The following is a 20,922-nucleotide window of genomic DNA, read 5'->3' as shown; positions in this document are numbered from 1 at the left end:
AAGAATTATTCGCAACTAAAAGAGTAGTCATGACTGACGCAACAGCCATTACCGCCCCTGTGGGGACGTTTCGCCCTAGGCGCCTGCTGGTGCTGGCTATCATGGCTGTTCTGGCGCTTGCCCCCGGCCATCTGGGTGAATTGACACGCGAATTGATGACCGATGCCTATGTGCAGGTATCGGTTTTCGTCGCCGCCACGCTTTTGATCTTTTATGGCGCAGAGCGACTGTTCGATTTTGACATCGGTGAAAGCCTGTCCAGAGCACGCGGAGCACAGGTGCCGCTGGCGGCACTTCTGGGCACCACACCGGGCTGTGGCGGTGCCGTTGTCGTTGTCGCGGCTTATAGCTCGGGCCATGTTGGCTTTGGCGCCGTGGTCGCGACACTGACCGCCACCATGGGTGATGCGGCCTTTCTGTTGATCGCCACCCGCCCCGATGCAGCCCTTGTGGTGCTGCCTTTGTCTCTGGTCGTCGGCATCTTGTCGGGCTGGCTGGTCGATCACTTCCATAAAGTGGAATACCGCGCTGGAAATCTTGCCAGTTGCGAGCTTGCCCCGCTGATCGGGCGCACCCGCTTGCAAGACATCGCGTATCTGTTGCTCGCCATTCCGGGCTTCACGGTTGGCGCTGCGCAGTTGGCACAGGTCGAAATCAACGCAATCTTCGGGATACCGGTCCAGTGGCTTGCCCTGACCGGCACCTTTCTGGGCCTGACAATTTGGGCCACGTCGAAACTGGCCGCGATGACCAACGCCAAAGACAGCCCCATCACACGGATGGCCGAAGAAACCAGCTTCATCTCGGTCTGGGTGATCGGTGCCTACCTGGCGTATGACTATGTGGCGGAGTTCGCGGGTCTGGACATTGAATTGCTGTTCCAGTCAATTGCGCCGCTTCTGCCGCTCATGGCCATTATTGTGGGCCTGATCCCCGGTTGCGGTCCGCAGGTTCTGGTCGCTACGCTGTTTCTGAATGGCGTCATTCCGTTTGCTTCGCTTGTCGGGAACGCCATTTCGAACGACGGAGACGCATTGTTCCCAGCGATTGCGCTGAACCCCAAGGCCGCCATTGTGGCGACGCTTTATTCTACCATCCCAGCGCTGATCGTCGCCTATACGTTCTATTTTCTGGCACCCGGTTTCATGAACTGACGGGCATGGGCGCGCGCCGCAGGTGGTTCTACGCAATTGCACCATGCGCGCGGGTCCATTACGCTTGCTGTTGAAAAGACCGCAAGGGAATCCTCATGGCCGAAGACCGCCTGACCTTCAAGGAAATGTGCGCCAAGTTCGACGTTACCCCGCGCACGCTCAGATACTACGAATACATCGAATTGCTGAGCCCCGAAAAGGAAGGCCGGTCGCGTTTCTACACCCCGCGCGAGGTTGCTCGCATGACGTTGATTCTCAGGGGGCGACGCTTCGGCTTTTCTTTGGAAGAGCTTCGACAGTGGCTTTTGATCTACGATGAAAAGGGAACCGAGGCCCAGAACCGCGCTTGGGTCGAGCTTGCTGACCGCCAGTTAACCGATCTGCGCGCGCAATTCGACCAGCTGTCTGAAAGCATCGAAGATCTGCAAAAGCTACGTGACGATGTTGCCAAAGCGCTGGGCTAGACCCGCCTGATTCCCTTGTTTTCCTGCTGCTCTGGCGGGTTTGTGCTTTTTTGAGCAGTTTTTGACTTACCTAGCGTAAGTTGATTTTTGTATGAAAAACATACCGTTACGTCACCCTCGATTTTCGAGACGTGACGTTACGACAAGAAAAACCCTGACGCCACGTTACATTTACGTAAACGTAAAGCTACATTGTAAGAAGACCCGGTTAGATCATGTTGCCGGTGTCGGGTAGTGATTGGAGATAGTATGACCGACGAACTCATGACCATTCGCCAGATGTGCGAGGCTTTCAATGTCACCGCGCGCACGCTCCGCTTTTATGAAGCGAAAGAGTTGATCGCGCCGATCCGTGAAGGCCAGAAACGCTTGTTTACCAGGCGTGATCGCGCACGTTTGAAGCTGATCCTGCGCGGTAAGCGTTTTGGCTTTTCGCTGGAAGAAATTCGCCAGCTTCTGGACCTGTATCACCGCGGCGACCAACAAAAGCTGCAGCTTAAGCGGACCTACGACGTGGCTTTGGGTCATCTCGAAGACCTTAAACGTCAACGCGAAGAGCTGGATGATGCCATCGACGATCTGACAAAACAGTTGAATTGGGTGAACGAAAAGATCGCCACATTCGACGATGACAATTCAGACCCGAAATAAGGACGACCTCTATGCCCAGCTACACCGCTCCGACCAAGGACATGGCCTTCCTTCTGCATGAAGTGCTCAAGGCAGACAAACAAGACATCCCCGGATATGACGAACTGGAACCCGATTTCACGGGTGCTGTTCTGGAAGAAGCCGGCAAAGTCGCGAGCGAGGTTCTTACGCCCTTGAACATCACCGGCGACCATGAAGGGTGCCGTCTGGAAAATGGCGTGGTTTATACCCCCGCTGGCTTCAAGGCCGCGTTTGAGCAAATGAAGGAAGGTGGCTGGACTGGGCTGGACATGCCCGAAGAATTCGGCGGTCAGAACATGCCCGTTCTGCTGGGCACGGCTGTGGGCGAGATGTTCTCGGCCGCAAACCAATCCTTCACCATGTATCAGGGCCTGACTCACGGTGCCGCGTCGGCCATTTTGGCGCACGGCACGGACGAGCAGAAAGCGACTTATCTGCCCAAGATGGTCAGCTGTGAATGGACCGGGACGATGAACCTGACCGAACCCCATTGCGGCACCGATCTAGGTCTGATGCGGACCAAGGCCGAACCGCAGGATGATGGGTCCTATAAAATCTCGGGCCAGAAGATCTTCATCTCGGCCGGCGATCACGACATGTCGGAAAACGTCATCCACCTTGTGCTGGCGAAAATCCCTGGTGGGCCTGACGGCATCAAGGGCGTCTCGCTCTTCATCGTGCCGAAGTTCAACCTGAACGAAGATGGCTCGGTCGGGTCACGCAACGGCGTGACGGTCGGCAATATCGAGCACAAGATGGGCATCCACGGCAACGCGACCTGTGTCATGAACTACGACGAGGCGACGGGTTATCTGCTGGGTGACATGCACAAAGGCATGCGCGCCATGTTCACCATGATGAACGAGGCGCGTCTGGGCGTGGGCATGCAAGGTCTGGCGCAAGCCGAAGCGGCCTATCAGAACGCCGTGATCTATGCCAAGGACCGTTTGCAAGGGCGCGACGTGACGGGCGCGAAAAACCCGGACGGCCCCGCCGATCCGCTGATCGTGCACCCGGATATCCGCCGGTCGCTGATGGACCAGAAAAGCTTTATCGAAGGCGCGCGCGGCTTCCTGCTCTGGGGCGCGCTGCTGATCGACCAGGCGCATCGTTCGGGTGACAAAGAAGCGGACGGCCTGATCAGCCTGATGACACCTGTCCTGAAAGGCTTCCTGACCGATCAGGGCTTTGACATGACCGTTCTGGCCCAGCAGGTCTTTGGCGGCCACGGCTATATCGAAGAACATGGGATGAGCCAGTTCGTCCGCGACGCCCGCATTGCCCAGATCTATGAAGGGGCCAACGGCGTGCAGGCGCTGGACCTTGTGGGTCGCAAGCTGGCCGCAGATGGCGGCAAGCCGATCATGGCGTTCTTTGAGTTGATCAAGTCCTATTGCAAAGAACAGGACAGCGATGAAATGAAGGATTTCATCGAGCCGCTGAAAGAAGCGTCAAAGCACCTGCAAGCCGCGTCGATGTATTTCATGCAAAACGGCATGAAAAATCCCAACAACGCGCTCGCTGGCAGCTATGATTTCATGCACCTGTTTGGTCATGTCTGCTTGGGCTACGCTTGGGCACAACAGGCGCGCGCTGCGCTGGACGCCCTTGCAAACGGCGCAGCTGACGCCACGTTTTATGAAACCAAACTGGCCACCGCGCGCTACTATATGGCACGCCGCCTGCCCGCCACGGCCATGCATCTGTCCCGCATCGAAAGCGGCGCGGAGACCGTGATGGCTCTGGACGCTGACGCGTTCTGATCTGGGCAACCCAAGCAAGGAGAGACCATGCCGAAACGTTTCAAACTGACCCGCCGCTTCCCCTGTGCCATGACAGAGGATGGCTATCGTCGGCTCAGGCGTTTCGCGAAAGAGGCAGGGCTTGACGAAGGTGAAGCCCTGTCCTTCCTGTTTGAGCATTTCGACAGTGTAACGGACGAAGAAAACCTGACGGCCCGTCTGCGGCTGTTCAACTCTGAACTGGACGCACGCAAACGCTGATGCGGGCCACGTTCAACGGGAGGGAACGATGACGATCAAACTCTATTGCTTCGGTGAAAGCGGAAACGCCTACAAAGCCGCTTTGACACTGGAATTGTCCGAGCTGGAATGGGAACCCGTCTTCGTCGACTTCTTCAACGGCGAAACCCGCAGCCCCGAGTTTCGCGAACTGAACCCGATGGGCGAGGTGCCGGTAATGATCGACGGGGATGTGACGCTGTCGCAATCCGGCGTCATTCAGGACTATGTGTCCTCGAAATCCGGCAAGCTGGGCGGGCGTAGCGCGAATGAACGGCGTGAAATCCTGCGCTGGCAGTTTTGGGACAATCACAAGATGTCGTCGGTCGCGGGAAACACCCGGTTCCTGATGAACTTCCTGCCCGAAGACAAGCGCCCTGCCGAAGTGATCGCCTTCAATCAGGCTCGTTTGAAAGGCGCTTACAAAGTGCTGGAAGACGAGTTGAGCAAACGCAACTGGCTGGTTGGCGACGCCATCACGCTCGCTGATATCTCATGCTGTGGCTACCTGTTTTACCCTGAACCCTTCGGCTTCGACCGCGTCGAATGGCCCGCAATTGACGCTTGGCTCACCCGTATTTCGGAAACGCCCGGCTGGAAACACCCCTATGACCTGATGCCCGGCTCCCCTGCGGACCGCGCGTGATCTCGAAAGGATGAATGATGACCGACGCCTATATCTATGACGCCGTGCGCACCCCGCGTGGCAAAGGCAAGAAAGACGGCACCTTGCACGAGGTGACCGCCGTGCGCCTGTCCGCTATTGCACTGAACGCGCTGAAAGAGCGCAACAATCTGGACGGCCACGCCGTCGAGGATGTGATCTGGGGCAATGTGACCCAAGTGGGCGAACAAGGTGCCTGTTTGGCCCGCTCCTCGGTGCTGTATTCCGATCTGGACGAGCGTATTCCAGGCGTGTCGATCAACCGGTTCTGCGCCTCGGGTCTGGAAGCTGTGAACATGGCCGCCAACCAAGTGAAGGGCGGCGCAGGTGATGCCTATATCGCCGGTGGTGTGGAAAGCATGAGCCGCGTGCCGATGGGCATGGATGGAGGCGCGATTGCGGCCGATCCGCATCTGGCGATGAAAGCCTATTTCGTGCCTCAGGGCATCTCGGCCGACATCATCGCGACCGAATACGGGTTCTCCCGCGACGATTGCGACGCTTATGCCGTCGAAAGCCAGAAACGCGCTGCCGCGGCCCGCGCCGATGGACGATTCAAGGCAATCATTCCAGTGCTTGATCAGAACGGCCTTGAGATCATGTCCGAGGATCAGATGATCCGCGAAACCACCATGCAAACGCTGGGCGGACTGAACCCGTCCTTCAAGGCGATGGGTGAGGCGATGCCGGGCTTTGACGCTGTGGCCCTGCTGAAATACCCGCATCTTGAGCGTATCAACCACGTGCACCACGCGGGCAACTCCTCCGGGATTGCCGATGGCTCTGCCGCCATCCTGATCGGCAACAAGGAATTCGGCGAACGCCACGGGCTGAAACCGCGGGCGCGGGTCAAAGCGACATCGAAAGTCGGCACCGATCCCACGATCATGCTGACTGGCCCTGTTCCGGCCACAGAACGCGTGCTGCAAGCCGCTGGCATGGATTTCGGCGACATCGACCTGTTTGAGGTGAACGAGGCGTTTGCCTCCGTCGTTCTGCGTTTCATCCAAGCCTTCGACGCCGACACCAACAAGGTGAACGTGAACGGCGGCGCTATCGCCATGGGCCACCCGCTGGGCGGCACTGGTGCGATGATCCTCAGCGCCCTGCTGGACGAAATGGAGCGCGCGGACAAGGAAACCGGTCTGGCCACGCTTTGCATCGGCTCGGGCATGGGTGCCGCAACCATTCTTGAACGCGTGTAAGAAGGAGACGTTATTATGGCTGATTTTCACTATTCCGTGGACGCCGATGGCGTCGCCACCATCACTTGGGATGTCCCCAACAAATCCATGAACGTGCTGTCCTATGACGCGCTGCGCGAGCTGGACGCCCATATCGACACCGTTCTGGCAGACGACGCCGTGAAAGGCGCGATCATCACCTCGGCGAAGAAGGATTTCGCCGGCGGGATGGACCTGAACGTTATCGCTCAGATGAAAAACGACGCGGGCGACAACCCCGCGAAGGGCCTGTTTGACGGTGTCATGGGCATGCACGGTGTGCTGCGCAAGATCGAGCGCGCAGGCATGGACCCCAAGACCAACAAAGGCGGCAAACCGATTGTCGCCGCCCTGCCCGGCATCGCGCTTGGCATCGGTCTGGAAATCCCGCTGTCCTGTCACCGCATCATTGCGGCGGACAATCCGAAGGCCAAGATCGGCCTGCCGGAAATCATGGTCGGCATCTTCCCCGGCGCAGGCGGCACCACCCGTCTTGTGCGCAAAATGGGTGCGATGGCGGCGGCGCCATTCCTTTTGGAAGGCAAGACTGTTTCGCCAGACAAAGCGAAAGCGGCTGGCCTGATCGACGAGGTTGTCGCGCCCGATGAACTGCAAGCCCGCGCGAAAGAGTGGGTTCTGAACGCCACCGATGCCGACATCGTGAAACCGTGGGACGCCAAGGGCTACAAAATGCCCGGCGGCGCACCCTATCACCCCGCTGGCTTCCAGACCTTCGTGGGGGCGGCTGCGATGATCCACGGCAAGACCAATGGCGTCTATCCGGCAGCCAAGGCTCTGCTGGCAGCCGTCTATGAAGGCGCAATGGTGCCATTTGACGACGCGTTGCGCGTGGAATGCCGCTGGTTCGTGAACGTGCTTATGAACCCGTCCTCCAGCGCGATGATCCGCTCGCTCTTCATCAACAAGCAAGCGCTGGAAAAGGGCGCTGTGCGGCCCAAAGACGTGGCCGATCAGTCGGTCAAGAAAGTCGGCGTATTGGGCGCGGGCATGATGGGGGCTGGCATCGCGCTGGTATCCGCCATGGCCGGGATGGAGGTCGTCCTGATCGACCAGACCCAAGAAGCGGCCGACCGAGGCAAAGCCTATTCCGAGGGCTATCTGGACAAAGGCATCGCCCGCAAGAAAGCCACGCCTGAGAAGAAAGAGGCCGTTCTGTCGGCCATCACCGCCACCACTGATCTGGAGGCCCTCAAGGGTGCGGACCTGATCATCGAAGCGGTGTTCGAGGACGTGGGCGTAAAGGCCGAAATGACCAAAAAGGTCGAGGCCGTGGTGGGCCCAGACTGCATCTATGCCACCAACACCTCGACCCTGCCGATCACCGAGCTGGCAAAGGCGTCTGAACGCCCGGATCAGTTCATCGGCATCCACTTCTTCAGCCCCGTCGAGCGCATGATGCTGGTCGAGATCATCAAGGGCAAAGAAACCGGCCCGCGTGCGGTCGCTAAGGCGCTGGACTATGTGCGCCAGATCCGCAAGACGCCGATTGTGGTCAACGACGCGCGCTTCTTCTACTGCAACCGCTGCATCATTCCCTACATCAACGAAGGGATGCGCATGGTTGGCGAGGGCGTCAGCCCTGCTCTGGTCGAAGGTGCCGCGAAACTGCTGGGCTTCCCGGTGGGACCGCTGCAGCTGGTTGATGAGACCTCGATTGATTTGGGTGTGAAAATTGCCAAGGCCACCAAGGCCGCGATGGGCGACGATTACCCCGACGGTGCCGTGGACGACATCATCTTCTGGATGGCGGACGAAGGCCGCTTGGGCCGCAAATCCAATGCGGGTTTCTATAACTACGACGAAAAGGGCAAGCGCACCGGACTGTGGGAAGGTCTTGAAGGGAAGTTCCCGCAGGCTGACGACCAGCCCGACCTGACTGAGGTGAAGCATCGCCTGATGATGAGCCAAGTCTTGGAGGCTGTCCGCGCGCTGGAAGAAGGTGTGTTGGAAGACATCCGCGAAGGCGACGTGGGCGCGATCCTGGCATGGGGCTTTGCGCCGTGGTCCGGCGGCCCGTTCAGCTGGCTTGACATGATCGGCGCGGACAAAGCGGTCGAGATTTGCGATGGCCTGACCGCCGCCCATGGCGCGCGGTTCACAACGCCTGCCCTTTTGCGCGATCTGGCCGACAAGGGCGACACGTTCTATGGCCGGTTCGACACCGCACAAGACGCAGCCTAACACGCGTAATCTTTAAGCACGAAACGGCCCGGATGCGACGTCCGGGCCGTTTTCAGTTCTGACTGGTGGTCACGCGGCCAGGTCAAAGGGCGACCCATGGATCAGCAAGCCGATCAAGGCCTGACCCTGGTCTAAGGTCAGATGTTTGTAGTAGCTGCGTTTTCCAGTATCAGCTTCAGCCCCATAGCAGCCCAACAAGACACCACTCTCGGCAAACACGACCTCTTCCTCTGCAAAGCCAAGTTCGATCACCTCGAGCGCCTTGGTGTTGCGATGGGCCAGTGAGACCCAGCTAATGCCGCGAAAACCCGCCAAGGCCGCGGCGGGCACCAAGACCATCGGCGCGCCAAACGCACCTTCGGCCAAGTCAGTTTCGATCAGAACGCTCTGCCCCGGCATCAAGACCATATCGGCACAATTGCCAAGCACACCGCCGGGCACATGCAGCGCACGGTCAACCGACAAGGTGCGGCGGTTCACCTGTTGCGCAACACGCAATCCGCCGTCCAACGTGTGCACTGCGTCGCCACGTGTCAGCGTCTCTACGGCGCGCCACCCGAAGGCGGTTTCGACCTTGGTGCCTGTGACAAACCCTGACAACTTGGTGTCTGCTGGGCGCATCAGCGCAGCCATTTCGACCGGCAGGGCATTGGCGAAGTCTGTTTGGGTATTCAGGAACATGGGGCTCTCCTATGGCTGTTATTGGGGTCAGAAAGCGCATCGGAACACAACGTTCTGGCCTCGTTTCAACGTGCCCAATCGGCGATTAACACTTTGGGCGATGAGACCAGAAGGTGCGGCGATTTCGCCATAAACCTGCCCATTCCAAGGAGGTTTGGTGTCATCATGCAACCCGCGCGCGCAATCGCATTTTGGGCGGGGCTTTAGCGTGAGTGGGGAAACAATCATTTACCACTTGGAAAGCATGGATTTTAACTGACCTGCTTTGTCCTGCCACAAGGTGGACACGTGGTTTTCATGATTCGAGGTCACCACACTTAAGCCATTAAAATTTATAGCTAAATCTTTGAATGTCCGGCGCACAAATTTGTGCCAACAGCGCCGCATCTGCATCCGAATAGTAAGGCCGGTAATCTGGGTCGCGATCTGACGCATTTTCATGGGTGAACGGTCCAAGGCGGACCCCCAGATGCGCCTCGAAAGGGGTGATATCAAGCGCAAGATGCTCAAGCCTGACGAACAGATCGCACCGCTCTTGCCCGCGCGCATCGGTGACATAGTCGCCAAATGGCGCGGCGGCAAAGCTGTCTGCAACAAACGGGTGGTTCAGAAACTCCGAAAAGGTCAGCACATGCGCAAGGTCGACCGCGGGGTGGTCGAAATGCTGACCCTTTAGCCAGTGGTAGTAGCTCACCATTCTGTCCCACGGGTTGCGCACCAAGGTAACGATGAAAAAGCTATCGATCTCGGCTTGTGTAACCAGACCCACGATATCACGCAGGGTCGAGTGTTTCCAAAGGCGCCCAGCGGCAGTGATGTTCTTCAGCCGTCGCCGCCGTTTGACTGCCTTGGGCGTATCACCCAGCATGATGTCATCAGCCATCGCGCGATTTTCAAGCGCCAACGCCAACGACGTGCCGCCCGTTTTGGGCGGGTGAACAAAGATATACTTGCGGCCACGCGAAATGATCATGCAGAGAGCTTAGCGCGGTTTCACACCCCGCGCGAGCGCAGAGAGATGATGACACCAGAGATCACGATCATCGCCATACCCAACAGCATCTGAGCGCTGATCGGTTCACCGAACAGCACATAGCTCCAGCCCGCCGCAAAGGGCAACAGCACGTATTCGTAGATCGCGACCTGAGACGCATCGCCCCATTGGTATCCCTTGAAGACCAGCCCCATCGCAACAATCGATCCGACCGCTTGCATCACCGTCAAGGCAAGCGCCAGAGGCGTCGGCCAGACAGCAGCGCGCAGGATAAACCCTGCCTCACCGGGTGGAACAGCATGCGGCCAGACCGTCATGATCACGACGCCGATCAACCCGAACACACCAAGCGACATGAAGAAATAGAGAAGCATGGACAAGGCGCTTTCCCCGTCGCACCACTGGCGCGTGGCGATCCCACCGATTGCATAGAAAACCCCGGCGCTCACCGGGACAAGCGCGAACAGGTTCAATCCGTTCTCAAAGGGATCTAGCACGATCAAAACGCCGATGAACCCGATCACACCCGCTGCGATGCGGGTAGCACCCACCGGTTGCCCCAGAAAGAGCGCTGAAATCAGCATCACCCAGATCGGCGCTGTAAACAGCCCCGCCGCCACCTGCCCAATGGGCAGAAATGCAAGACAGCCGAAATAGATCAGCATGGCGACCCCGGCGAACCCGCCCCGCAGCATGACGGCCCAGCGGCGCCGAGGCGTCAGCTGTGCCCGCCCCAAGCGGGCAAGAGCCAAAAGAATGGCGACGGCCAGCACCGCCCGCATCAGGTGAAACTGCCAAAGCCCCAGATCGCGCGCAATCACCGTTACAAAGTTATCCATAAACCCCAAAAGGAACATGGCCATGCAAATCGCACCCGCCGCCGCAATTGTCCGGTTTGAAGTCATGTCGTTTTTCACCTGTCATAGCGTCTTGAAGCCATTGACCGCGCCCAGCACGATCTGGTCTGCTCTAAAAACGACATACGCGGCAGGAATGCCGGGGCACAATCCAAGGAGACGCGACGGTGGGATGGATGAGTGACGAAACGGGCCTTGAAAAATGCGCGGCGAATTTCGTGCCGCTGACGCCGTTGTCCCACCTCAGACGGGCCGCACTTATTTTTCCAGACCGCGAAGCTTTGGTATATGGGCCGCGTAGATTGACCTATGCGGCTTATCATGACCGAGTGACGCGGCTCGCGTCGGTGTTGGCGGCGCGCGGGATCGCACCGGGCGACGTGGTGGCCACGCTTCTACCCAATGTGCTGGCACATGTGGAAGCAAGCTTTGCGATACCGGCCTGCGGCGCCGTGCTCAACACCATAAACACGCGGCTCGATGTGGATACCGTTGCTTATATTCTAAGCCATGGCGAAGCGCGCACCGTGCTTGTTGATACCGAACTTCTGCCGCTGGCCGAGGCCGCCATTGACCTGCTAAAAGCGAACGGCGCGCCCATCGAACCCGAAATCATCGAAGTCGCCGACGAGCACGCGGGGCATCCGGCGACAGGGCGCTATCCCGAATACGAGGCGCTTTTGTCGAAAGGTGATCCGGCATTCAGCTGGGTCATGCCAAAGGACGAATGGGAAAGCCTTGCGTTGAATTATACGTCTGGCACCACGGGGCGCCCCAAGGGCGTGGTCTATCATCATCGCGGCGCCTATTTGATGACCATGGGCACACCGATCAGTTGGGGCATGACACTTTACCCGCGCTATCTGACCATTGTGCCGCTCTTTCATTGCAACAACTGGAACCATTGCTGGATGATGCCAGTGCTTGGCGGCACGGTTGTCTGCTGCCGGGAAATCACTCCCAAGGCGATCTATGACGCGATTGCCGACGAAGGCGTGACCCATTTCGGCGGCGCACCGATTGTGCTGAACATGATCGTGAATGCTCCTGACAAAGATCGCCGCTCTTTCGACCACGTGGTCGAGGTCTTCACTGCCGGCGCCCCCCCGGCCGCCGCGACCCTGGCTGCGATAGAGCCGTTGGGGTTCAACATCACGCAGGTTTACGGACTGACCGAAACCTATGGGCATATCACCGAATGCCTGTGGAATGGCCCGCAATGGGATCACCTGTCGCAGGCGGAAAAAGCGTCTCTCAAAGCGCGCACTGGCGTTGCGATGCCGCAGATGGAGGACATCACCGTCTTGAGCCCAGACACGCTGGAGCAGGTGCCAATGGATGGTGAAGCCATCGGCGAGATCATGATCCGCGGCAACTCGGTCATGAAAGGGTATCTGAAGGACCCGGACGCAACCCGCGCGGCCTTCGAGGGTGGGTATTTTCATTCCGGCGATATCGCCCATCAGACGCCAGACGGCTATATTCGCATCACCGACAGGTCCAAGGACATCATCATCTCGGGCGGTGAAAACGTCAGCTCAGTCGAGGTCGAGGGCACACTGATGCACCATCCGGCGGTTAGCTTGTGCGCTGTGGTTGGCAAACAGGATGACAAATGGGGCGAAGTCCCCTGCGCGTTTGTCGAATTGAAAGACGGCGCCGATGTCAGCGCCGACGATCTGATCGCCTTTGCCCGCGAACGACTGGCCGGGTTCAAGACACCAAAAACGGTCGAATTCTGCGAACTGCCCAAGACGGCAACAGGAAAAATTCAGAAGTTTGAGCTGCGCAACCGGATCAAGAATGCAAACTGAACCGTTTGGCACATTGCCGGACGACCTTCGTAAGAGTATCCTGCCCCAAAGCACAACGAGCAGATGAGCCGCACCAAAACAATGACGGCCCTCACGAAATATCAACGGCTGGAAGCCCCCGGTTTGTGGCGTGCCTCGCCCGAGGCACAGCGCCGCAACGTCGTCTTGTCGCTTGGCGATGCCACCCTGACCATTTCTGACACGCATGACATGGCGCTGACCCACTGGTCACTGCCTGCCATCATCCGGCTGAACCCCGGCGAACGCCCCGCACTTTTCGCCCCCGGCACCGATGCCACCGAACAGGTGGAAACCGACGATGATACGTTGATCAAGGCGATCGAGAAGGTGCGCACCGTGGTCGAGAAACGCAGGCCCCATCCCGGCCGCCTGCGCCACTGGGTAACGGCCGGTCTGTTCGGAGGGTTGGTCGCATTGACCGTGTTCTGGCTGCCTGATGCGCTGCGCAACTACACGGTTTCGGTCGTTCCGACACCCACACGCGACGCAATCGGCCAACGGATCCTGAACCGGATCGGTCGCGTTGCGGGGCAGCAGTGCACAGGAAGCACAGGACGCGCAGCGCTGGACCAGCTGGGATTTCGCGTCCTGGGGTCAAATACGCCGCGCATGATCGTCCTGTCCGGAGGTGTGCAGACAACCACACACCTCCCTGGCCATATCACGTTGCTCAACCGTTCTTTGATCGAGGATTACGAAGAACCGGATGTCGTCGCAGGCTTTCTTCTTGCAGAAGATGCGCGCCGCCGCGCCACCGACCCGATCCAGGCCCTGCTGGACCATGCCGGGTTAAAGGCGACGGTCCGGTTGTTGACGACCGGAGACCTGCCTGACACCGTCATCGACAGCTACGCCGAATGGCTGCTGACCTCAACACCGGCGACGATTGACCGCGACACGCTGTTGGCACGGTTCAAGGCGGCCGGTGTCCGTTCGACGCCCTATGCTTATGCGCTTGATTTGACCGGGGAAAGCACACTGGATCTGGTCGAAGCCGACCCTGTGCCGCTCAGCGACGCCACCCCCCTGCTAAGCGATGCAGACTGGGTGCGCCTGCAAGGCATATGCGGCGAATAAACTGCCTCTGCGTTTGGCGTGGGCAGTGCCGATAATTGGCCCGGATTAATTGCGGGTAAAGGCGTCCGAAAAGCCCGATGCGCGCAAGCGCAACAGGGCCGACCGAAGATCTGACTGGGTCTGAAACGGTCCCGCCAGAACGGTCTTTACGGTCTTTCCGCCTCGTTTCGACGTGGCACTGGAAACGCGCAGCCCCAGCGCCCTCAGCTTGGCGATGGTTGCTTTGGCATTGGCTGGTGACGCATAGCGCCCAACCTGAACGTAGCGATGGCCCGTCGCCTGAGGCGTCGGGGCTGAGGGCTGTGCGCGCGTCGTTACGGTTTCTTGCATAGATGCAGATGATTTCGGGTTGGACCGGGCGGCTCCGGCTTTGGCCCCGTGCAACGTCACTGTGGTCTCCGACACAAGCCTGCGCGGCACAGTGTCAGTCCAAACCATTCGCGTCTGGCGCATCCCTTCGACCGTCTGAACACCACGGTTCGGGTTCAGCCGGTCATCGTCCCAGACTTTACGATAGCCCGATGGCACGACGACTTTTGCGTTCGACGCCGGATAGGTCGGGGGGGCAACGCGAGTGCCCGCAGGGAGGCGATCGACATCTTCGCGTGCAACAACGCGGTAGCCACCGCGATAGCCCTTTACGGGTATCTCTGCCGATTGTCCCGCAGATGCCACGACAGGGTCGGTCAGGGGCTGGACGTCGACCATGGCGCCGGGCGGTGCAGCGATGACGCGGGTGCGCTCGGCGTTGTCGTGATCTACGAGATAGCTCACAGCTTCTGTTTGCCCCGGTGAACAATTCACCGGCACAGTTTGCCCGTTGCCCAGATCTACCTGCGTAACGGTTGAACCCTCTAGACAGTTCACCCTGACCACACGCGTGACTTCGCCACGGTTGGTCTGCGGCTCGACAGGCACAACGGCAGAGCGCGCCGATCCAGCCGCCCAAGCGCCTTCGGTATGGCGTGCGCACATAACCTGTCGGTCCTGCGAAAGACGGGGCACCCAGGACACGGCACCTTCGTCACCAACCCGCAGATAGACACATCCGCGACTGTCGACATATTGATCGCCCGCGAAACTGGCAGGGGGGCGTTCAGCAGGTTCACCCGCTTGGGCAAGGCTCATGGCCTGCGCTGCAGTGCCAAGAAAACTGACGGTGACAACACATGTCGTGACGCGTTTGAAAGGGTTCATCTGTGCCTCTAAACGAAAACTAGAGGCGAGGATGAAACATACCCCACGGCAAGTAAAGGATATTTCCCCTACTTGGTTCCGAACATCCGGTCCCCGGCATCGCCAAGTCCGGGCACGATATAGCCCTTTTCGTTCAGCCTTTCATCCAGCGACGCGGTGATAATCGGCACATCGGGATGGGCCTCTTTCATCCGGGCCACACCTTCGGGGGCCGCCAGCAGGCACATGAAACGGATATCAGTCGCACCTGCCTGTTTCAGCAGATCAATCGCCGCAGCCGAACTGTTGCCCGTGGCAAGCATCGGATCAACAGCAATCACCAGCCTGTTCTCAAGCGAGTCCGGCACCTTGAAGTAATACTGCACCGGCTCAAGCGTTTCTTCGTCGCGATACAGCCCGACAAAGCCAACCCGTGCCGAAGGGATCAATTCCAACACCCCATCCAACAACCCATTGCCAGCCCGCAAGATTGATACGAGCGCCAGCTTGCGCCCTGCCAGAACCGGCGCGTCCATTTCCTGCATCGGAGTGCGGATGCGCTTGTTCTCCATCGGCAACTCGCGCGTCACTTCATAGGCCAGCAACTGGCTGATCTCGCGCAGAAGCTGGCGAAAGTGGTTGGTTGGTGTTGTCTCGTCGCGCATCAGCGTCAGCTTATGCTGGATCAAAGGGTGTTTCACGACGGTCAGATGGTCATACATCTTGGGTCTCCAGTTTTTTTCGCACGCGCGCGCGCGTCGCATCATCACAAAAAGCCGCGTCAATGGCCGTCAGGTTCAAGGCATTGAAATCAGATGTCTCCCACCCGAATTGCCGCGACAGGTTTTCATACTCCGTCACCAGATCGGTGCGGAAAAAAGGTGGATCATCCGTCGACACGGTCACCTTCACGCCGCGCTCGCGCAGTTTGGCGATCGGGTGGGCTGACAGGTCGGGATAGACGCCCAGAAAGACGTTTGAACCGGGGCATACCTCCAGCGTGATGTCGTCTTCGACCAGACGTTCGACCAAGGTCAAATCCTCGATCGACCGCACGCCGTGACCGATCCGTTCGACCTTCAGATCGTCCAGCGCAGCGCGCACTTCATCGGGCCCGCGCCATTCACCGGCATGGGTCGTCAAGCGCAAGCCCGCCTCGCGCGCCATGTCGAACGCATAGGCAAAATCGCCTTGCTTACCAGCGTTTTCGTCGCCCCCCATACCGAACCCGGTGATGAAGTCCCCTGCGGTTTGCTGTGCACAGATCGCAGTTTCGCGGGCGGGTTCGGGACCGAAATGGCGGATGGCGGTAACGATCCCTCGCAACGTGATACCGGCATCGCGTTCGCATTCGGCGGCGGCTTCTTGAATGGCGGCCAGGTATTCGCGCCACGCGCCCACGTCGCGCCCACCACAAAAGTCCGGCGACAGGAAGGTTTCGGCATAGACCACGCCGGCCTCAGCGCAGTCTTCCAGAACGGCTTTGGTCAGGCGCCCGAAATCCTCGGGACTTTTCAGAACCGAGGTCGCCGCTTCATAGACCTCTAGAAAATGTGAGAAGTCGCGATACGCATAGCCCCCATCATCCGTAAAGATGCCTGACAGATCGACATGCTTTTCTTTGGCCAACCCTCGAATGAACTCCGGCGGCGCAGCACCTTCGATGTGCAGGTGCAGCTCGACTTTCGGCAACGCCTTGAAACTCATAGAAACGAACTCCCGGCGCCGCGCTCTTCCAGCCCCAAATGCGCCGCGACCGACGCTCCGATATCGGAAAATCCACACAGGCCGATTTCTCGCACGCCAAGCCCAGCGCCAACCACCGGAACGCGTTCGCGCGTATGATCGGTGCCGACCCAAGTGGGGTCATTGCCGTGATCGGCGGTAAACAAGACAAGATCGCCCGCGCGCATCTTGGCAAACACCCTTGGCAGTTCTGCGTCGAACCATTCCAGTGCGCGCGCATATCCAGATACGTCGCGGCGGTGACCGAATTGCGCGTCAAATTCGACGAAATTCGCGAACACGAGATCGCCGTCCTGTGCCGTGTCCATCGCAGAGACCAGATGCTCCATCAGGTCTGCATCAGCGCCTTTCTTCAGCGTATCAATGCCGCGATGGGCAAAAATATCCCCAATCTTGCCAATGGCATGGACCGTTCCACCCGCGTCCTGCACCCAATCGCACAGTGTCGGGCTGGGTGGTGTCATGGCGAAATCACGTCGGTTGGTGGTGCGCGAAAATCCTTCGGCTTCGGTGCCAAGAAAGGGGCGCGCAATGACGCGGCCAACCTGCATATCGTGCACCATTGGGGCAATCGCCTCGCACAGCGATATCAGACGATCAAGACCGAACCGTTCTTCATGGGCGGCGATCTGGATCACACTGTCGACCGATGTGTAGACAATCGGCAACCCGGTGCGCATATGCTCCGGCCCCAACTCCTCCAGAATTTCCGTGCCAGAGGCGTGCTTGTTGCCCAAGACACCGTCGACCCCGGCCACCTCGCAGATCTTTTGCGTCAATGCTTCGGGGAAAGCCGGTTGCGTATCAGGGAAATATCCCCATTCCCAGGGGACGGGAACGCCTGCAATCTCCCAATGGCCAGACGGCGTGTCCTTGCCCAGCGAAACCTCTTGGGCAGCGCCCCAAAGCCCTTGCGGTTCGGCCGCTAACCCCGGAGTTTCATCGCCAGAGGCAAGCCGTATGGCGGCGCCAAGGCCCAGCCCGTCAAGATGCGGCATTTTCAACGGGCCTGAACGTCCCTCTTCAGCCCGGCCATCGGCGCAGGCCATGGCGATATGCCCCAGCGTGTTGGCGCCGGTATCAGGCACGGTCTTGTCATTGAAAAACGCATGCGCGTCGGGGGCTCCACCGCAGCCCGCGCTGTCCATAACGATCAGAAAAGCGCGCGTCATGTGTTCACCATATGCTCGGTGGCAAAAGCGCCCGGAAGAAGTTCTGCCATGGTCATGACCAATGTGTCACCCGCCAAGGTCATCATGGTGATCTTGGCGTCCGCCGCGGCGAATTCCGCCAGCTTTTGCCGGCACCCGCCACACGGGGTCACCGGCAACGGCGCATCCGCAATCACCAGCGCCTCGACGATATCGCGATCCCCGGCGGCCGCCATCGCAGCTATAGCACCCGCTTCGGCACAGGTGCCTTCGGGATAGGCGACATTCTCAACATTGCATCCGCTATAGATGGCGCCGGTGGCGCAACGCAGCGCGGCGCCAACCTTGAAGTTGGAGTAAGGCACATATGCGTTTTCGCGCACGGCTTTCGCGGCATCCAGAAGCGACATGGGGCATCCTTCTTCGATCGGGTCTCTGTATCAAGACACCGTGGCGCGGCACGGGATCGGATGCAAGGGCAAACGCAGGTTGTAGATTTACAAAGCACTGCGGCACGATCATGCTATGAATACACCAGCAGACTTGATCGCCGTGCCACCATTGGTGTATGTCCGGCGCAAGATAGTTTAAGACTAAACTTTCATCAGGAGGCCATCGTGAGCGACGACAACTACCCCCGAAAGCGGGCTTTGGATTACCATGAATTCCCCAAGCCCGGCAAGCTGGAGATCCGCGCCACGAAGCCCATGGCCAACGGACGCGACCTTAGCCTTGCCTATTCGCCGGGGGTGGCCGAAGCCTGCACCGAAATCGCCAAGGACCCAACGGCGGCAAGCCGCTTTACCGCACGCGGCAACTTGGTTGCGGTTGTGACGAACGGCTCCGCAGTCTTGGGGCTGGGCAACATCGGAGCGCTTGCGTCGAAGCCTGTGATGGAAGGTAAGGCGGTGCTGTTCAAGAAGTTCGCCAACATTGATTGCTTCGACATCGAACTGGACCAAAGCGATCCGGAAAAGTTAGCGGAAATCGTTTGTGCGATGGAGCCAAGCTTCGGTGCGATCAATCTGGAAGACATCAAGGCGCCCGATTGTTTCATCGTTGAACAAATCTGCCGGGAGAAAATGAACATCCCCGTCTTCCATGACGACCAGCACGGCACGGCGATCGTTGTCGGCGCTGCCGCTACAAATGCGCTGCAGGTGGCGGGCAAATCCTTTGACCAGATCAAGGTTGTTTCAACGGGTGGCGGGGCAGCCGGCATCGCGTGCCTGAACATGCTTTTGAAGCTTGGCGTAAAACGCGAGAACGTCTGGCTGTGCGACATCGCTGGCCTTGTCCATGAAGGGCGCGAAGAAGATATGACGCCGCAAAAGGCGGCCTATGCCCAAGGCACCACACCCGCAACACTGGACGATGTGATCGAAGGGGCAGATCTGTTTCTTGGCCTGTCCGGGCCGGGCGTGCTCAAAAGCGAGATGGTCGCCAAGATGGCCGATCGCCCGATCGTCTTTGCGCTGGCCAATCCGACGCCCGAAATAATGCCCGACGAGGTGCGCAAGGTCGCGCCAAACGCGATCATCGCGACGGGACGGTCAGATTTCCCCAATCAGGTCAACAATGTCCTGTGTTTCCCATTCATTTTCCGCGGCGCACTTGATGTCGGCGCGACGGAAATCAATGACGCCATGCAGCTTGGGTGCATCGAAGGCATCGCCGCCTTGGCGCGCGCCACCACCTCGGCGGAGGCGGCCGCCGCCTACAAGGGCGAACAGCTTAGCTTTGGTGAGGATTACCTTATTCCGAAGCCCTTTGACCCGCGCCTGATGGGGGTCGTGGCCAGCGCCGTCGCCAAGGCCGCAATGGAAAGTGGGGTCGCCATGCGCCCCGTCGAAGACCTTGAGGCCTACAAGGAACAACTTGACGGATCGGTCTTCCGCTCCGCCTTGATCATGCGCCCTGTCTTCGAGGCCGCTGCAACCGCTGAACGCCGCATCGTCTTTGCCGAAGGGGAAGATGAACGCGTGCTGCGCGCTGCAAACGCCATGTTAGAAGAAACCACGGATAAACCGATCCTGATCGGTCGCCCGGACGTGATTGCGCGCCGCTGCAAACGTGCGGGTCTGTCTTTGAAACCCGGCGAGGATTTCGAGATCGTGAACCCCGAGCGTGATGATCGGTATCGCGAATACTGGACCGCCTATCACCAGATCATGGCACGCCACGGTGTGACCCCTGATCTGGCAAAGGCCATCATGCGCACGAACACCACCGCCATCGGATCGATCATGGTGCAACAAGGCCATGCAGACAGCCTGATCGCGGGCACCTTCGGGCAATATTTGTGGCATTTGAATTATATCCAGCAAATTTTGGGCGATGAGACCCTGCACCCGGTTGGTGCACTTAGCTTGATGATCCTTCAAGACGGCCCGCTTTTCATCGCCGACACACATGTTCACAATATCCCGACCGCTCATCAGATCGCCGAAACGGTCTGCGCGGCGGCACGCCACGTGCGTCGTTTCGGGGTCGAGCCGAAAATCGCGCTGTGTTGCTATTCTCAATTCGGCAATCACGCCGGTGACAGCGGTGTGCGCACGCGCGGCGCGTTGGAAATTCTGGATAGCGCCCCGCGCGACTTCGCCTATGAAGGTGAGATGCACGTCGACGCCGCCCTTGACGAAGACCTGCGCAACCACATCTTCCCGAATGCCCGCTTTGCTGGACCGGCAAACGTGCTGGTCTTTGCCAACGCCGATGCAGCCAGCGCCGTGCGCAATACGCTGAAGGTCAAAGGCGGCGGGCTTGAGGTCGGGCCCATCCTGATGGGCATGGGCAACCGGGCACATATCGTGACCCCGTCCATCACGGCGCGTGGGCTTTTGAACATGTCCGCCATCGCCGGCACGCCGGTCGCGCATTACGGCTGACGGGCGAATCTCGGCCGTCAAAGTTTGCAAGGCGAGGTTTGCAGATTTGCAAATCTCGCCTTTTTCAAACTTTTGGCGCAGATTACACTACTGTTTGCAAAAGTTTGCAGGCTA

The 20,922-nt window shown here is 59.0% G+C and carries 19 protein-coding genes; 11 read left to right on the top strand and 8 right to left on the bottom strand.

What is annotated here, in order from left to right; genetic code table 11:
- Window positions 1-29: 29 nt before the first annotated feature.
- The 8 genes from Q0864_RS01150 (at window position 30) to Q0864_RS01115 (ending at window position 8,400) form a co-directional block, all read left to right on the top strand.
- Window positions 30-1,154, top strand: a complete 1,125-nt coding sequence (locus Q0864_RS01150; RefSeq protein ID WP_298565356.1) for a putative manganese transporter — start codon at window positions 30-32, stop codon at window positions 1,152-1,154.
- Between the two features lie 95 nt (window positions 1,155-1,249).
- Entirely contained in the window at window positions 1,250-1,618 is a 369-nt protein-coding gene (locus Q0864_RS01145; protein WP_298565354.1) for a MerR family DNA-binding transcriptional regulator, read from the top strand.
- Between the two features lie 249 nt (window positions 1,619-1,867).
- Window positions 1,868-2,269, top strand: a complete 402-nt coding sequence (locus Q0864_RS01140) for a MerR family DNA-binding transcriptional regulator (protein ID WP_298565352.1) — start codon at window positions 1,868-1,870, stop codon at window positions 2,267-2,269.
- A gap of 11 nt (window positions 2,270-2,280) precedes the next feature.
- Entirely contained in the window at window positions 2,281-4,053 is a 1,773-nt protein-coding gene (locus Q0864_RS01135) for an acyl-CoA dehydrogenase C-terminal domain-containing protein (protein WP_298565350.1), read from the top strand.
- Window positions 4,054-4,080: 27 nt separating this feature from the next.
- A complete protein-coding gene (locus tag Q0864_RS01130; protein WP_248364151.1) occupies window positions 4,081-4,293 on the top strand; it encodes a hypothetical protein in 213 nt (70 codons plus the stop codon).
- A gap of 28 nt (window positions 4,294-4,321) precedes the next feature.
- Window positions 4,322-4,957, top strand: coding sequence for a glutathione S-transferase family protein (locus Q0864_RS01125; protein WP_298565346.1), 636 nt, complete (start codon window positions 4,322-4,324; stop codon window positions 4,955-4,957).
- Between the two features lie 17 nt (window positions 4,958-4,974).
- Window positions 4,975-6,180 (top strand): acetyl-CoA C-acetyltransferase, encoded by a 1,206-nt coding sequence (locus Q0864_RS01120; RefSeq protein WP_298565345.1) that lies wholly within the window; start codon window positions 4,975-4,977, stop codon window positions 6,178-6,180.
- A 15-nt stretch (window positions 6,181-6,195) separates the two neighbouring features.
- Window positions 6,196-8,400: a 3-hydroxyacyl-CoA dehydrogenase NAD-binding domain-containing protein gene (locus tag Q0864_RS01115; protein ID WP_298565343.1), complete on the top strand. Its 2,205-nt coding sequence runs from the start codon at window positions 6,196-6,198 to the stop codon at window positions 8,398-8,400.
- Window positions 8,401-8,469: 69 nt separating this feature from the next.
- Here the strand turns inward: Q0864_RS01115 and Q0864_RS01110 are convergent, their stop codons facing one another.
- The 3 genes from Q0864_RS01110 to Q0864_RS01100 form a co-directional block, all read right to left on the bottom strand.
- On the bottom strand, window positions 8,470-9,081 hold the full coding sequence (locus Q0864_RS01110) for a Hint domain-containing protein (protein WP_298565342.1): 612 nt from the start codon (window positions 9,079-9,081) through the stop codon (window positions 8,470-8,472).
- A gap of 325 nt (window positions 9,082-9,406) precedes the next feature.
- A complete protein-coding gene (locus Q0864_RS01105; protein ID WP_298565340.1) occupies window positions 9,407-10,054 on the bottom strand; it encodes a sulfotransferase family 2 domain-containing protein in 648 nt (215 codons plus the stop codon).
- 20 nt (window positions 10,055-10,074) lie between these two features.
- A complete protein-coding gene (locus Q0864_RS01100; protein ID WP_298565339.1) occupies window positions 10,075-10,980 on the bottom strand; it encodes a DMT family transporter in 906 nt (301 codons plus the stop codon).
- Between the two features lie 119 nt (window positions 10,981-11,099).
- On the opposite strand from Q0864_RS01100, the gene Q0864_RS01095 reads away from it, so the two are divergent.
- Both Q0864_RS01095 and Q0864_RS01090 read left to right on the top strand, forming a co-directional pair.
- Window positions 11,100-12,746: an AMP-binding protein gene (locus tag Q0864_RS01095; protein WP_298565338.1), complete on the top strand. Its 1,647-nt coding sequence runs from the start codon at window positions 11,100-11,102 to the stop codon at window positions 12,744-12,746.
- Between the two features lie 63 nt (window positions 12,747-12,809).
- On the top strand, window positions 12,810-13,844 hold the full coding sequence (locus Q0864_RS01090; RefSeq protein ID WP_298565335.1) for a hypothetical protein: 1,035 nt from the start codon (window positions 12,810-12,812) through the stop codon (window positions 13,842-13,844).
- Between the two features lie 45 nt (window positions 13,845-13,889).
- Here the strand turns inward: Q0864_RS01090 and Q0864_RS01085 are convergent, their stop codons facing one another.
- The 5 genes from Q0864_RS01085 to Q0864_RS01065 form a co-directional block, all read right to left on the bottom strand.
- The gene (locus Q0864_RS01085) at window positions 13,890-15,041 is read right to left on the bottom strand and encodes an SPOR domain-containing protein (RefSeq protein WP_298565334.1); all 1,152 of its coding nucleotides are present in this window, start codon (window positions 15,039-15,041) and stop codon (window positions 13,890-13,892) included.
- Between the two features lie 68 nt (window positions 15,042-15,109).
- On the bottom strand, window positions 15,110-15,742 hold the full coding sequence (gene upp / locus Q0864_RS01080) for a uracil phosphoribosyltransferase (RefSeq protein ID WP_298565333.1): 633 nt from the start codon (window positions 15,740-15,742) through the stop codon (window positions 15,110-15,112).
- Window positions 15,735-16,727, bottom strand: a complete 993-nt coding sequence (locus tag Q0864_RS01075; RefSeq protein WP_298565331.1) for an adenosine deaminase — start codon at window positions 16,725-16,727, stop codon at window positions 15,735-15,737. The genes upp and Q0864_RS01075 overlap by 8 nt, the downstream gene beginning before the upstream one ends.
- A complete protein-coding gene (locus Q0864_RS01070; protein ID WP_298565329.1) occupies window positions 16,724-17,938 on the bottom strand; it encodes a phosphopentomutase in 1,215 nt (404 codons plus the stop codon). Before Q0864_RS01070 ends, Q0864_RS01075 begins: the two co-directional genes overlap by 4 nt.
- Window positions 17,935-18,327: a cytidine deaminase gene (locus Q0864_RS01065; RefSeq protein ID WP_298565327.1), complete on the bottom strand. Its 393-nt coding sequence runs from the start codon at window positions 18,325-18,327 to the stop codon at window positions 17,935-17,937. The genes Q0864_RS01070 and Q0864_RS01065 overlap by 4 nt, the downstream gene beginning before the upstream one ends.
- 207 nt (window positions 18,328-18,534) lie before the next feature.
- Here Q0864_RS01065 and Q0864_RS01060 point away from each other — a divergent pair, with 207 nt between their 5' ends.
- Entirely contained in the window at window positions 18,535-20,808 is a 2,274-nt protein-coding gene (locus tag Q0864_RS01060) for an NADP-dependent malic enzyme (protein WP_298565324.1), read from the top strand.
- The last annotated feature ends 114 nt before the right edge of the window (window positions 20,809-20,922 follow it).

This window comes from uncultured Aliiroseovarius sp., assembly GCF_947497285.1.
GTDB lineage: Bacteria > Pseudomonadota > Alphaproteobacteria > Rhodobacterales > Rhodobacteraceae > Aliiroseovarius.
Note: the sequence above shows the minus strand (reverse complement) of the source record. Positions and strands in the feature narration are given on the sequence as shown.

What these genes read in the sequence shown, in the direction of transcription:
- Q0864_RS01125 (WP_298565346.1), top strand. Translation starts at nt 4,322, where the DNA reads ATGACGATCAAACTCTATTGCTTCGGTGAAAGCGGAAACGCCTACAAA.
- Q0864_RS01090 (WP_298565335.1), top strand. Translation starts at nt 12,810, where the DNA reads ATGAGCCGCACCAAAACAATGACGGCCCTCACGAAATATCAACGGCTG.
- Q0864_RS01140 (WP_298565352.1), top strand. Translation starts at nt 1,868, where the DNA reads ATGACCGACGAACTCATGACCATTCGCCAGATGTGCGAGGCTTTCAAT.
- Q0864_RS01070 (WP_298565329.1), bottom strand. Translation starts at nt 17,938, where the DNA reads ATGACGCGCGCTTTTCTGATCGTTATGGACAGCGCGGGCTGCGGTGGA.
- Q0864_RS01100 (WP_298565339.1), bottom strand. Translation starts at nt 10,980, where the DNA reads ATGACTTCAAACCGGACAATTGCGGCGGCGGGTGCGATTTGCATGGCC.
- Q0864_RS01105 (WP_298565340.1), bottom strand. Translation starts at nt 10,054, where the DNA reads ATGATCATTTCGCGTGGCCGCAAGTATATCTTTGTTCACCCGCCCAAA.
- Q0864_RS01115 (WP_298565343.1), top strand. Translation starts at nt 6,196, where the DNA reads ATGGCTGATTTTCACTATTCCGTGGACGCCGATGGCGTCGCCACCATC.
- Q0864_RS01150 (WP_298565356.1), top strand. Translation starts at nt 30, where the DNA reads ATGACTGACGCAACAGCCATTACCGCCCCTGTGGGGACGTTTCGCCCT.
- Q0864_RS01135 (WP_298565350.1), top strand. Translation starts at nt 2,281, where the DNA reads ATGCCCAGCTACACCGCTCCGACCAAGGACATGGCCTTCCTTCTGCAT.
- Q0864_RS01075 (WP_298565331.1), bottom strand. Translation starts at nt 16,727, where the DNA reads ATGAGTTTCAAGGCGTTGCCGAAAGTCGAGCTGCACCTGCACATCGAA.
- Q0864_RS01120 (WP_298565345.1), top strand. Translation starts at nt 4,975, where the DNA reads ATGACCGACGCCTATATCTATGACGCCGTGCGCACCCCGCGTGGCAAA.
- Q0864_RS01145 (WP_298565354.1), top strand. Translation starts at nt 1,250, where the DNA reads ATGGCCGAAGACCGCCTGACCTTCAAGGAAATGTGCGCCAAGTTCGAC.
- Q0864_RS01110 (WP_298565342.1), bottom strand. Translation starts at nt 9,081, where the DNA reads ATGTTCCTGAATACCCAAACAGACTTCGCCAATGCCCTGCCGGTCGAA.
- Q0864_RS01085 (WP_298565334.1), bottom strand. Translation starts at nt 15,041, where the DNA reads ATGAACCCTTTCAAACGCGTCACGACATGTGTTGTCACCGTCAGTTTT.
- Q0864_RS01130 (WP_248364151.1), top strand. Translation starts at nt 4,081, where the DNA reads ATGCCGAAACGTTTCAAACTGACCCGCCGCTTCCCCTGTGCCATGACA.
- Q0864_RS01065 (WP_298565327.1), bottom strand. Translation starts at nt 18,327, where the DNA reads ATGTCGCTTCTGGATGCCGCGAAAGCCGTGCGCGAAAACGCATATGTG.
- upp (WP_298565333.1), bottom strand. Translation starts at nt 15,742, where the DNA reads ATGTATGACCATCTGACCGTCGTGAAACACCCTTTGATCCAGCATAAG.